Annotated in this window: 12 protein-coding genes and 1 pseudogene; 1 reads left to right on the forward strand and 12 read right to left on the reverse strand. The window is 43.7% G+C overall.

Going from position 1 to position 13,262, the window contains the following annotated elements:
• Positions 1–59: 59 nt before the first annotated feature.
• The 3 genes from ASL14_RS11040 to ASL14_RS11055 all read right to left on the reverse strand — a co-directional run bounded on the left by ASL14_RS11040 (position 60) and on the right by ASL14_RS11055 (position 2,288).
• Entirely contained in the window at positions 60–458 is a 399-nt protein-coding gene (locus tag ASL14_RS11040) for a DoxX family protein (RefSeq protein ID WP_134911620.1), read from the reverse strand.
• A 67-nt stretch (positions 459–525) separates the two neighbouring features.
• Positions 526–753: a DUF896 domain-containing protein gene (locus ASL14_RS11045; RefSeq protein WP_134911621.1), complete on the reverse strand. Its 228-nt coding sequence runs from the start codon at positions 751–753 to the stop codon at positions 526–528.
• Between the two features lie 575 nt (positions 754–1,328).
• Positions 1,329–2,288: a hypothetical protein gene (locus ASL14_RS11055; protein ID WP_134911622.1), complete on the reverse strand. Its 960-nt coding sequence runs from the start codon at positions 2,286–2,288 to the stop codon at positions 1,329–1,331.
• A 268-nt stretch (positions 2,289–2,556) separates the two neighbouring features.
• On the opposite strand from ASL14_RS11055, the gene ASL14_RS11060 reads away from it, so the two are divergent.
• Positions 2,557–2,991 (forward strand): hypothetical protein, encoded by a 435-nt coding sequence (locus ASL14_RS11060; protein ID WP_223264288.1) that lies wholly within the window; start codon positions 2,557–2,559, stop codon positions 2,989–2,991.
• 385 nt (positions 2,992–3,376) lie between these two features.
• Here the strand turns inward: ASL14_RS11060 and ASL14_RS11065 are convergent, their stop codons facing one another.
• The 9 genes and pseudogenes from ASL14_RS11065 to ASL14_RS11105 form a co-directional block, all read right to left on the reverse strand.
• Entirely contained in the window at positions 3,377–4,051 is a 675-nt protein-coding gene (locus tag ASL14_RS11065) for a hypothetical protein (RefSeq protein WP_134911623.1), read from the reverse strand.
• Positions 4,052–4,417: 366 nt separating this feature from the next.
• Positions 4,418–4,969 (reverse strand): suppressor of fused domain protein, encoded by a 552-nt coding sequence (locus tag ASL14_RS11070; protein ID WP_134911624.1) that lies wholly within the window; start codon positions 4,967–4,969, stop codon positions 4,418–4,420.
• 228 nt (positions 4,970–5,197) lie between these two features.
• Positions 5,198–5,692, reverse strand: coding sequence for a hypothetical protein (locus ASL14_RS11075; RefSeq protein ID WP_134911625.1), 495 nt, complete (start codon positions 5,690–5,692; stop codon positions 5,198–5,200).
• A 22-nt stretch (positions 5,693–5,714) separates the two neighbouring features.
• Positions 5,715–8,675: pseudogene (locus ASL14_RS11080) on the reverse strand (contractile injection system protein, VgrG/Pvc8 family).
• A gap of 75 nt (positions 8,676–8,750) precedes the next feature.
• Positions 8,751–9,167, reverse strand: coding sequence for a DUF4280 domain-containing protein (locus ASL14_RS11085; protein WP_134911626.1), 417 nt, complete (start codon positions 9,165–9,167; stop codon positions 8,751–8,753).
• Positions 9,168–9,182: 15 nt separating this feature from the next.
• Positions 9,183–9,689, reverse strand: coding sequence for a hypothetical protein (locus ASL14_RS11090; protein ID WP_134914517.1), 507 nt, complete (start codon positions 9,687–9,689; stop codon positions 9,183–9,185).
• Positions 9,690–9,703: 14 nt separating this feature from the next.
• Positions 9,704–10,996 carry a pentapeptide repeat-containing protein gene (locus tag ASL14_RS11095; RefSeq protein ID WP_134911627.1) on the reverse strand — a complete coding sequence of 431 codons (1,293 nt, stop codon included), beginning with the start codon at positions 10,994–10,996 and terminating at the stop codon, positions 9,704–9,706.
• 62 nt (positions 10,997–11,058) lie between these two features.
• Complete coding sequence (locus ASL14_RS11100) at positions 11,059–12,474, reverse strand: phage baseplate assembly protein V (protein ID WP_134911628.1); 1,416 nt, start codon at positions 12,472–12,474, stop codon at positions 11,059–11,061.
• Positions 12,455–13,144 carry a hypothetical protein gene (locus ASL14_RS11105; protein WP_134911629.1) on the reverse strand — a complete coding sequence of 230 codons (690 nt, stop codon included), beginning with the start codon at positions 13,142–13,144 and terminating at the stop codon, positions 12,455–12,457. The genes ASL14_RS11100 and ASL14_RS11105 overlap by 20 nt, the downstream gene beginning before the upstream one ends.
• Positions 13,145–13,262: the final 118 nt, after the last annotated feature.

The raw sequence follows: 13,262 nt of genomic DNA on the forward strand, positions 1-13,262 counted from the left end.
AAGTAGTTAGAGATACACATGACGAATAGGGGATGTTGTGTTCTAAAGGTTCATAACTTTTATTTAAGTATTGCATCGATGGAATATGAGCCTGCCCCTGTCAATGCGATACCGACTACGACTGCAATCAGAACTAGCGGATATTCATAGCCATTAGCTGTTGCCCAAATTCCGTTTTGGCCATGTACTTTGAAAATCGCCCCGAGCATAGTCACCGTAATGAACAATGCAGCCAATGGAGTGAGTAGTCCCAAAGCAAATAGGACTCCTCCCAGCAATTCCATCAACCCAGCGGACACGGCCATGAATACTCCCGGTTTAATTCCGACCGATTCCATCCAACCGCCAGTACCTTTTGGACCATAGCCTCCAAACCAGCCAAAAAGTTTCTGAGCTCCGTGCCCGACCAACAACAATCCAACCACCAAACGTACCAGTAACAATCCACTTGCCAACATAAAAATCACTCTCCATATCATATTTATTTTAAGATTATTTAATTAAAGATATTAGATAGAACTAAGTTCATTGCTGTACTATTTGAGCCTGTTCTTTTTTTAGTTTTTCAGGAGTAATATCGTCTCCATGCGGATCATAAATAGTAGCATTCAGGAGAATGCTTTTTATAGAACCCCGAAATATTTGAAGGTATTCTTTGCGAAGATCAGTTTGTTCAATTTTTTCAATTTCAGTTAACCCGACTTCTTTTTCTTTTTTTGCAAGCTGATTAATTCTTTTTAAAATTGTAATCATATCTATACCTCCATATTTAAAATTTTTTGATCGGTTATATCTTTAATTTATTTATCTTGATATAAAGATATAATACTTTTCTATCCGTGTCAATACTTATTCGTAAGAAGAGAAGATCAACCCTTGGATTGCTTCCAGAGATAAAAGAAAAAGCAGCCATCACAGAGGATGCTCTGCGACAACTGCTTTCTGGCTTTCAGGGCCACATCTCCAGCCGGAGCCTTCTTGTGATCAAGAAGTTCATCGGCAGCTATGTAGATCTACAAAGAGCATGTAGAAGTCATCTTTAAGCTACAAGTTGTGGATTTGTACGATGGAGGCGAACCGCGGAGCAGCAAATCCACAATTCGGCGTATTGTAATGTTCGGAATGTTTGGGGAGGTAGCTTAAAAATGTAATAGACTCCCCTACATTATTAAAACTTTAGACCTTTATAAAGGAAAAGGTATTAACGCCACTTTTAAAAGTGACGGTACTGACGAAAGTGTCGTCTTACACCAAAGTCCATACCGTCTCTATTCCCCTATCTGTCCTTTTCATTTACATTAAATTCAACAACAATCTCATCAAATGCATCAATTCACTGTTATACTACCTGCAAGTGTATCTCTTTTACTCAACATAATATTTTTTTCAATAAATTCTCCTATTTCTTTCTTAAGGTATCCATATCCAAAAGAAACTTCATCTGAGTTAGGATCTATCGGTTCTACTTGAATAAATGTGACCGTTTTATCGTATTTATGTTCGTATGCAGTTCCGTTTGTTTGCTTAGGATACAACGTAATAACTTTATCTATCTTGTTGCTACGATTTCTTTCAATAGGACAACGATATAGGATCCGATTATAATCGCTGATTTGAATAAAATCATCTGTTTCTCGGTTGAGCCGAGCATTCCACAAATATCTGTATTTTCGATACTTTACTTCAATGATTAGTGATTTAATAAGTTTACCATCAGTATCATATAAATCCAATCTAAGGTCGGGTCTGCTATGATTATTTGCTATAAATCCAAACTCATCCTCATTCAAACGTTTTGGTATCTCCTGGTCATATATAAGCTCTAAACGATATTCATCTTTTCTGAAAATCATTCTTTCACCTGTTAAAAGCTCACCCACATATTGTTCTTGATAATGGTCAGCAAGCCAGCCCGAATCCCAATCAAACTCTAACTCTTTTAAAACATCAATGACCAAACATGTTGAATAGACTTCCATTAAGACAGATGATCGTTTAAAAGGATAGGTACTTTGACGATTAGAAGGATTCCTCTTCATATCAGTATGAATATCTTTGTATAAACGATACAATACTGAGTACCGTTGATCCCTAAGCACTAAAAGAGGCGGACGCTTAAAAACTGGCACATACTTTACATCTTTTAACCAACCATTCTCGAGGTACCTAGAGAACATACTAACTATACGTAATATTTGTTGTAATTCATTCTGTATTTTTTCCCCATTTGCTTCTTCCTGTTGTAATGTCCTTTTTATCCCTTCACGCTCCTTCCGCAGTTGTCTCACAACGGTTTGACTCCCATACTGCATTCCTTTCTGATCATAATTAGATAGGCTAAAATCTACCTATTATTACTAGACAGTATGGACACTTTCTCTATTAAACAGACATCTAACATTTACTTTAGCGAAGAAGCAAGAATTTGTACCCAAGAAAAAACCAGGGCGGCCTTCAAATCAAGATCTTAAAGAATTAAAACAACAGCAGGAGGCAGAGAAAGAATCTTTCCGAAACATCCTCAGTCTTGTACAAATGTTAGCATCGGGTTGTAGTATGACATGCCAAGGGCTGAAGCTCTTCACTAGACCAAATCCACAAGTTACAAGTCAGCAAACTATTGCTGATGCCGATATGTTCTTGGACTGGTTGAATTTACGAACGATTAAAGAATCCATACAACGTTCAGAAAAAGATGACTATGACAACATTCTGGAAATCATCCATTGCATTCAACAATACTGGAATGAAATTGAGGCTGTAAGCGGAGGTCCCACCGTTAACTCTGCTATAAAGGAAATAGTACATCAGATTAATAGGTTTTATCCAGGTGGCTTCACTTTCAGGAATGTAACACTAATTCGCTATCTCATATTAGCTATGCTAGCTTTTGGAAAACATCAGATGATACTTGAATTTTTAAAATCGGTTCAGACCAAAACGCTGTTTAACCAGTTCGTTAATTTTCCATTTGAAAAGAATAATCAATAAAAAAGGAGTGAAAAATAATGAGAAAAATAGGTATTGCATTGGGTAATGGAGTAGCCTTCGGGTTGCCCGTAATTATTGTTTACGTTATCCTTATACTGGCACTGATAGGCTTGTACACAATTTATTCTACGTACCGGGATAATATCTAAAAGTTATATTATGTATGATAACTAAGAGTCAATAGCATGACGATGGTGATAAGCCTGTGATTTTTCTTCGTAAATTTGTATTGTACTACTCACCATAAAGCTATAAAACGTCTTTCCTCTTCCCCTTTTCCAATCCAAAAAAGCGACGATACCGACGAAAGCGTCAAACTACGCCAAAGTCAGTATCGTCGCTATCACTCAGATAAAGCAAGACAATAACATCTGACTACCCAGCGTTAATTGCCCCAACGTATTCCCATTTCCCCAAAGGAAGTCTCGCTTTCATTCAATCCCTCAGGATCACTCGTTCCAATCGCTTCAATTTCTTTCTTGGTTAATATTATGTCATTACTTAAATCTTTAATCTTTCTCGTGTATATTGATTTAAGAAGATCAACTTGTTCATCCGTCATCTCATAACAATCTCGCCAAGATTCAACTGCTGAATCATATTCCATTAACTGTCTTTCTAAAAGATAGCCTCCATTTAAAACTATCCTTACTACATTATCTACAGAGATCGTGTTATCTTGATCTCCCCAAAAAGCTGTTGTAATGGAAGGGATGGATATACCATCTTCCCCTTCTTCCAGCAGATACTCCAAAGTTTCGTTTCTCGCTAGCTCCAAGACTTCATTGGGTGCTCCTTCAAAAAAATCAATAGCAGCTGTAATTTCAGAACGAGTAGCATTGTCATTTCGGAATGCTGCAACACAATACTTTTCACTGAATGTAATTGTTGCTCTCCCACCTGTTCCGTCAATAACACTGTAGTTCATTCCATCCCAAGAATGTTCATAGGACAGTTCAGGGTAATGGGCCACCATAATTGCGTGTGCAATAGATGAAAGTATACATCCCTTCCAAAGATCGTGTTTATTCCATCCTTTAGTTATCATTATAGGCTTCATTATGGTCTCCCTTTTTTAGGTTTTGGAATTGAATTGGCTTTATCTCTTCTACCTCATTCTATTCCTAATCCCTTCCTGCCCAGCGTGATCAAACTTTCATCCCTATGTTATAGTCCATACCGAGTGCATAATAAAAACCCACTATGACCAGTCTTATCATAGTGGGTTTAGCCCTATTGAAATTAGTCTGTCATCATTATACTTTTCTAAAACAGTATGTTTTTCATTACTAGGCAATCTCTGCAACAAGAGAAAAGAGGTACACCCTGTTTTTGCTTTCGGCCATCTCAAAACGTAGTCCAATTCGAAGACAGTCATAAAATTATTCTGGACGTTAGAGGAGCGTTTCTCCACCTTTAAGGACTTTTAGATATTCGCCTTTGCTAGATTGACCCTATTAACACCGTATATATCATAGTCCTTGTTATGCCAAAAATCTTTGATCCCTGTTCTTTTTATTTGATCAAATTCCTCTTTGTACAAAGGATACATCCCAACTAACTGTATTGTCTTATCGGGCAGCTCAATCACCGAGTCTTCTTTTTCTAGTATTGCAGAGGCAAAAACAAAATAACCTGTCATATCAGACTCTTGTGATATAGGTTCATCTAAAGTAAACAAATCTGCATAAGAGAATGCCTTTACTCCCCTAAATTCAGCAGCAAAATAAGCAGCAGCCAGCCCCCAACTTTCATCTTGTGTTTCTAGACTTATGATTAGTTCTGGTTTCGCGTTCTTCCAGCCTGTAAATTCACCATCAGATAAACCATACGTCACCGCTGTTAGCATACCTTCTCCAGGTAAATCATAGTAAAAAAACACATGTATTGGCGTACTCCCATCTGAAGGATCAACTTTTCTTATAACGTCTTCCTGACCAAATATTCCCTCAAGCTTATTCATATAAAGTTTCGCCATTGTTTGCTTCCTCCTTGTATTTAGACATGCAAAAAAAGCTCATTCCTCTTAATCGTTCAAGTTGGAATAAGCCTTTGAAAGTTTATCAAGTGTTTTTCAAGTTGGTTTGTGTTTGGTTTATTGTATTGTACTATCTTTGTTGTAGGAGTTATAAATCTATTTATCTTCGTGCATTTCCGTAAAAAAGTCCCTTATTTCTGTTTCTTGAGCTTAATACTACATTTGATTTCACAAGACTTCTTTTACCATAATCGCTTGATCTTTATATCCTTCTAAATCATGACTTAACCAATTCTTCTCTTCGGGTCTTTCTTTATAAAAGCGTAAAGTAGCATATTGGTCGTCGCAACTCAAGACTATAAGAAATTTATGTCCAGGGAAACATTTTCTCAACTGATTTTCCCATCCCTCCATTATCTGAAGTGCACAAATGAGAATATCATCCCTTGTCATATTAATATCCTTAATGTAGTCATTAACACGGAGTTCATTACATGATGCCTCATAACCTGTTTTATCTTTATGAAACTTCATTATCCTCTCCCAATTTATGTTTTCAATTTTCAATTCTCCCTCTAAATCAAGAATAAAACACTCTCGAACTTCTACTATTTTGGGATATATTATCTTTTCTAGCTGAGAAAAGTTCTTGTTTGTCATACTGATTAAATTTCTAAATAAATCACTTTTTAAATCAGACATATTTCTGTTGTTATACTCCATATTTTGTAACACTCCCAAAATTCTATTTAAATATAGTATCTTCCCCTAAAAACTTAAGACCTTTATCTATAGCCTTTTGAACATCTTTATCTTTAAGAAGTTTTTGTATTTTACTAGGTGCACTTTCACCAGTCTTTTGATTATAAAACTCTTTATTTTTCACATCAAGATACCACTTAGTATTATTAGACTCATGATAATGAATTTGTCCATCTCTTTGGCCTGGGTTAGGATTTTCAACATCAATTCTTTCTGTTTTACCGTTTTGCCATGTTGTCTTACTTTCGAATTGCGTTCCGTTCTGTCCAAATGTTTTTTTAGTTCCACCCATCCCCTCAGTTTCAGGTATCTTCTCGTTTGGTTTGCTCGGTTTCTGCGAGGAAGGTGTTCCTTCACTCTTTCCTGACTTCGCACTAGAAGGTTTAGGCGGCGTTGAACTACTTGGACCTTCGCTTTTAGACATTCGATAAAGATCCTTAGCACTTTCCACACTATTGGATGCTCCGGTATACGTTACCCCTGCCCCATGTGCTCCCAAAAGGGCAGATTGTACTATAACACCCACGCCTACAGGTGCTGCTACACCCGTGCTCGTTACCAAACCACCAAAGAATCCTTCCACTACAGCAACAGTCATTTCTACGGCTCCGGCTACAGTTGTCAGGGAATGTCCGATCACTTCACCTGTTTTACGCGCCATCGGATGATCTGAAGCATATTCCTTATTCATTATTCCAAACGAATAATCTTCTACAACTGCGGCTGCTGCTCCTAATACAACTTCTCCACCCACATCCGCGGTATACTCCAACTCGTTCGCCATCTGCTTCGCCATGATCGCTTCATTTTCGGCATTCTGGAGCTGGCCTGCCGCCATAAGATCCCACCATGACTGCTCTTTTTCTTCTTTCTTTGGCTTCAACTGTTGGGCCATATAGCTGTCGGAATTCGTTTTCCAGCGTTGTCTTAAATCCGCAGGAATCTGTTGGTATGCGTGTGCCACTTCATTTGCAAGCTGAGCTGCGTGCCGTATATAGGGTACTAAGCCCTCCAATGAAGTGGGTAACCCTAACTCACGCGCACTTGTGAGCACCTTCCCCAGTATCCACTTGCTATAATAGGCATCCCTGGCTTGCTCGTGCTCGTACTGACTGATGAGTCCTTCCAGTGCTAAACCAGCCAAATATTTCAGCGGGTGCAAACCACCTTTGGCACCTCCGCCTCCAGCACGACTCGTTCCTGTGCTGCGAACAGGAATAGCTGCGGTTGCGAGCAGAATCGAACCCGCTGCTATTCCCATAGGTCCGATTAGCGCTGCTGCTCCCATCGCAACTCCCGCCACTACTCCCATCACCGGAATGGAGCCTAACAGCTTGGACACCGTACCCAGCATCGCATCGGCTTTTTTTTGAGCTGCCGGGCTCGTGATCTTCGCGGTCGGGGGCTTTGCTGTGCTGTTGGATGTAGCCTTCGCTGCTGCGGATTGTGCTGCTTCATATGCCTTAATATTCATCAGCGGTGGTTCCGGCACGGGAGGAAGATCCATGACGAACACTGGAGCTTTCACCGTACCCTCTTGATCAATCACCGGGGCTTTGATATCCGTTTCACCATCCAGCACCATGCTGCTGTCTCCGCCTTTGAGATACAATGCACTTCCTGCTTCAAGTGACAGCTCCTGCCCTGCATCCAGCTTCACATGACCGCCTTGAATCTGCACATTTCCCGGACTGCTGACGGTAATGCCACTCCCTTCATGGAGTGTAATGGAAAATGCTCCCGAGGTAGACAGGGTCAGCTCTTGCTCCGACATGTCCACGCCACTTCCTTGGGCATGTCTCCATACTTTGACGTCTGGCTGCCCCGTCGTGTGGCGATGTTGCCGCAGCGAATCCGTCACATACGCTTTATGTTCCCGGCTCGTCGGCAAGTAAAGCTCCACACGCTCCCCGATCTCGGGCATATCATACCAGCCGCTGTGTTCTTCCGCTACATAGCGAGTCGCCACCGGAAACCAGCATGCTTTAGCCGGGTCTTGTTTGGGATCGATATCCAACTGGAGCTGTACAAAGTCTTGCTGTACCTTTAACACACTACCCGTCAATGTAATTCCCGTGGCTTGATCGTTTTCATAACGGGCATAGCGGATATCCTGTTCGGCCTGGAGATCGTAACGAGTGAGCAACAAGCCATCCTCTAACTGTGTCACTGCCCGAACGACGACCAACTCTTTTCCTGATCCAATCGGTAGCGTAATGAGATCCCCTAGCGCCACATAAAGCAAACTTTCGATCACATAAGTCACATACGAGCCTGCGCGTTCTCCCGGCTTTCCCTCATCTAGCCCATGAAACGTTTTCCGTACCCGGTAAAATACATCCCGTTCCACCTTGTACGTTTTGCCTTCCGGCATCCCGAAAAAGACCTTGGGCGACGCTGCGGTCACCTCCGGCACCAGCACCGACCCAAAGCGAGAGGCGAGGCGCTTTAAAAACGCCCAATCCGTCTCCTCATATTGTAAAACAAAAGTGTCCAGTTTGGCATAGTTCGTGACGGTATCAATGGCATCTCCATACTGGTATTTTCGAACCATCGTAGTGACCAGATCGTCATAGGTACGGTGAATATCCTGATAGGACCGCTTTTTCAGCTTGATATCCATCTGTTACGAATGTGAAGCCGCCTCCAGTTCAAAGGTATACACCCCCCGCGTGCAATGCACCGACATACGCGTAACGATCCCATGGAACAATCGTCTTAGCGATTGTCCCTGCTCATCCAATTGGCGGATGACAATCGGTTCCTCCTCCATGTTCTGCCCAATACACGCGGCTCCCTGTTCTTCCGACAGCACGCCGCTCACCATCAAATACGCGTGATCGTTGATGGCTCTTGTCATTTGAAGCTTCTCTATATGTTGAGGCTGAAAAGAACCGTAGAAACGCAGACTTTCATACCCGATTCCGTTTTGCAATACGCTCAAGTGAGTTCATTTCTCCTTTCCGACAGCATAAAGCCGCGAGGTGGTGTCCGAAATATAGCAATCATGAAACAGGCATTAATCCAGCTCCTGCCCGTCATTTTCAATTCGAATATGACCACAATACAGACACTGATGGGTACAGTTCTGTGTCAAGGCAGGTTGGCCCTCAATCCTCATGTCGCTTTTTCCGTTCAGCCACGGCATGGTCAGGACAGGAACACACGGGGCTTTCTTCACACCATAGATGTCCACCATGTCACTGGCTTGCACAGCCGGGTTTAATAGACTGGAGCAGTTTCCAAAAGACTGGATGTTCACACCCGGTACATAATCACCAATGTTCATTTGTGCTTTGTTTTTCACGTAGACCCCATGGCTAAAAGGCCGTTTCAAACGGGTAGGCTGCGTGCCATAACTACAGCTTAAAATTGCTCCCGCCACGACATAGCTCTTTTTCGCACCGGTTCCCGGTTTCACTTGGGCTTCTTCCACCTTGCTCCCTCCTCCTTAGTGCTCCATCTCGATTCGTTGTACTCGAATGCCTGTAAAAGATCGACGCAGCAGACTTTCTGCCACCGACAGATGGATATAGATATGGGGTTCGATCAGTCCCGCAATCCGAAAAACAGGCGATGGGATATCCCCCTGTTTGAGCACCAAATGCTTCAACACATCATTGGGATACCACTCCGTTTGTGCGGACACGCAATCCACTATCGGCGGACGAAGCATCCAGTACACGTCCTGTCTAGCTTGCTGAAAATCAGTGAGAATAGCGGCTTCCCATTCCAGTCCCGGCATATATTTCTCCAATAATGCTTTCAGCCGATCCGACACCAGTGGCATTGGAAATTCCAAAAAATCTGGGTATATCGTGCGTTGATCAGTATGTACAGCCAGAAAAAGAGGATCATCCTGCTGTTTCTGTCCCTGGGTCCCTGTCAGGATGTCTTCTACTTGCAAGGGAGACAGCGCAGCAGGTTCTAGCCGATGTTTTACCCGCTCGTCTACCATCAGTCGAAAATATCTCAATGCAGCCACTCCCTTTTACTAACGGCATCCCTCGCCTGTGCAGACACAGACGGCTCTTTGTATGAAAGGGAAGTCTCAAGAGTTGCCCATTCCAATCCAATGGCCCCTCTACGCTGTGCATCGGTAAAAATGACTCCTTGTACATTGGCGTCCGTAAAATCAGCTCCGATCAAACAAGCCCCTTTAAAGGAGGCGTCTGACACATCTGCTCCAGCAAAGCAGGCATCCGTTAGATCCGCCCCGTTCAAGAACGCTCTTTGTAGTAACGCCTCTTGAAATACGGCTCCTCGCAACTGTGCATCTTGAAAATGGGCCCCTTGCAAGCTCGCCCCTGTGAAATCTACGCCAGCAAAACCCAATGGCTCCCAATCTAAAGAAGCATCTGATCCATATCCGGCGTTACCCATAACGACATCCAATATCGCCCCCTTCATCGAGCATCCGCTAAAATCGGCTCCATGAAGCAAGCTGTATCTCAAGTCTATTCCATTTAGCTGACTTTCCTGCCACACCGTTCCAACCAAGACACAGCCATACAAGCGACTATGTTCCATCTCGATTTGGCGAAAAGCCGTATAGCGGAAATCCAACTGACTATAATCTCCGTCCGATAGCTGGATTTTCTCCAACGCCTGATAGCTGTAGGCATGCTCTTCTTGTTCCTCCAGCCACGACCGGATTTCGTTCGCCTCCATGACTCTGCGATCTTCTTTATACACCGATACAGTGTGGTCCATATATTCCCCCACACGTATCTCGAACGTCTCTTCCCGCTCCAGCTTTTGAAACTCCGGTAAGCACACGGCCTTTTTTATCACCAAACGCATCATATTCACAACGAGCACATGAATATGTACCGCTGCCTCCAGCATGACCTGCTCCCATCCAAGCTCCGGTAGAGAAACATGCTGCTTCTCTACCTCCCTTCGCAATTTTTGCTGCAAATCGGTCCAATAGGAATATGTCCAATTTGTATCCCATTCAAATCGGATCGGTTCAGGATCAAGTACCCATAAAGCGTTCGCTGCCTCCACAAGATAAACAGGCCGCTCCTCCAACCATGTGGTACGTAGCATGGAGTACGTGATATAACCGATCTTTCCTTTTCTTCCTTGAAGCTGCTCTTGCCGAATGTCCCTACAATATCCCCGAAATTCCTCTACACAGGCTTGAATCCGTTGTTCTTGCGTCATCTTGAACTTCATCGCCCAATCTCTGCGGATCAGGAACCACGCCTGATTCAAAATGGCTTGCCGCTGCGGGTCTAGCTCATCTATAGGTCTCTTCATTTGTATTCCTCCACTACCTGAAGCTCTTCATATGTCATATCATCATGCTGCTGCACTACAGCCTAATTCGACTTCACTTCACTGCCCTTCATGTCCGCTGATCCATTCAATTGAATATGACTACCGTTGCAATCCATACGCAGCTCACTGCCTGCGGACAGACTCATCGTTTTCCCTGCCGACAGGCTCAAATTGCCACCCGCCGAGATGCTTACCTGCTTGCTGCTTACGATATGAATACCTTCCTTGTCATCCAGCTTGATAAAAATAGCGCCGTCCTTGCCCGTCACGACCAACTCATCTGGCCCCAAACGAATCTCCTTGCCATGGGGCGTCCGCCATATTTTCATCTGTGGATTGGAGAACTTGTTGTGTCCGCTCCCTCTGCCCGCACGTCGGACCGCACTCCCCGCAATCCCATCTTCTTCACGACTGCCCGGAAAATACAGCGATACGGGGTCTCCTTTTTCCGGCATGACGTACCAGCCTGTGTGACCTCCCGCACTATACACCGTCGAATAGTTGAACCAATGCGCCTTATCTACATCCTGCTTCTCATCGCAATCCAGATGGATTCGCACCTGATCCTGACGCACGTCCACAACCACACCGCTTAACGAGGCTCCCGCCAGCTTTTCCTGATAGTAGCTTTTTTGCCGTAAGCCTTTGTACGAGGCAAGCACATATTGATGCCGCAGCAGCCCTTGCCTCATTTCGGTATAGGCCTCCACTACATATAAGCTGTGTCCCTGAAAGGTCATCTGAGCTCCCAAGTCCAGTACCTCGTCCGTTTCTACCTCATAGAAAATAAAGTCATTTTCCGTCACTTTCGCCTGCTCATTTTCCTGAAAATAACGGAAAGGCAGCATCTGCTTACGCACGGTATAACGAGTATGATCCAGCACGACCTGGGCAGGGCTATCCTCAATGCCAAAATAAAATTTAGGACTGTCAAAACGAGCCACAGGCATCAGGCTCGTATGATACCGGGAGGCCATACGTCTCAAGAACGCCCAGTCCGTCTCCTGATACTGGATAGCAAGCCGTCCGATTTGCTCTCCACCTGTCGCTCCATCAATCACATCCAGCCCTTCGTAGTCCTTGCCGATCTGCTCCAGCATCTGAGGAATGGTCATTTTCGTATATTGAAAAGAACGGGTACGCTGCTGGATATCCATCCGGTAGGTATGGGAAATCGCCTCCACCTCCAGATAGTACACGTCCCGCACGACCTTTACTTCGACCGATAAGGCAATCCCGCTGAACAGCGGCTTACTTTCGCCCGATTCATCCCGCTGGCTCACCTGGATGACGGTGTTCTTTTCCGTCGTTTCCACGTAGCTGTCCTGCATATCCTCGGGGATGATTCCTGTAAAATAAAGCCGGGTATGCTCGTTGATTTTTTTCGTGAGGGTAAGCTGTTCCAGCTCAACCAGCTCGTAGGGATGGATTTGGATATTATCGTAGCCCAGACTCATAGCGAATCGCTCCTTTCTCACATGTGGAATCCGAAGGTAACGGAACAATATGGAGCGATTGCACTGTATTTTCTGCCACAGGCAACCATGCTTCCATGTCCGATTCCATACAGTTAAACGTCCCCATCGTCACCTGTCCCTCATGGACAAACAGCAACATTTCGTTGTACAGATTAACATCCACACCTGCTGCCACAAAACGGATCATCCCAATGGACAGCCCGGAAGGATTCACGATCATTTCCGTACCGATCCAGTTACGAATCGGTTGCACAGACCGCAATACATCCGCCATTTGTTCTACAAACTCGGGAAGCTCGTCCACCTCCAAAGCCGATTCTGTCGGATTAAAGGTGACATTCACCGTGCCGTCCAAAGAGGTATAAATGATCTGCGGACGATGTTCCGAAGGATATTTAAATCGGGCTTGCTCCAGTGGCATCAGGCTAAAAAATTTAGGGATGCTAACCGCCATTTGTCCATCCAAAATCGTTTTCCATTCCAACGGGATCAGCTCATCCCCCATCCGCAGCACCCTGTTTTGTTCAGCAATGGAGTTGTCCTGATCGGGTACATCAGCTTGAAATCGATTCGTATTTTCGTTATTAGATGCTGCATCATGATTAAACTTATTTTTGAGACTTAGGATATGCTCGTCCATATAGTTCATAGAGGTAGTCCCTTCTTCTTCAAAAGATGAGAGTTTACTTCAAAATACGAAAGTAAGAGGGGATATTTAACAATAGCCCATCTTATGTATGTATCGGCCAGAATAGAGATTATGTTTA

The organism is Paenibacillus sp. IHB B 3084 (genome assembly GCF_001447315.1).
Lineage (GTDB): Bacteria > Bacillota > Bacilli > Paenibacillales > Paenibacillaceae > Paenibacillus.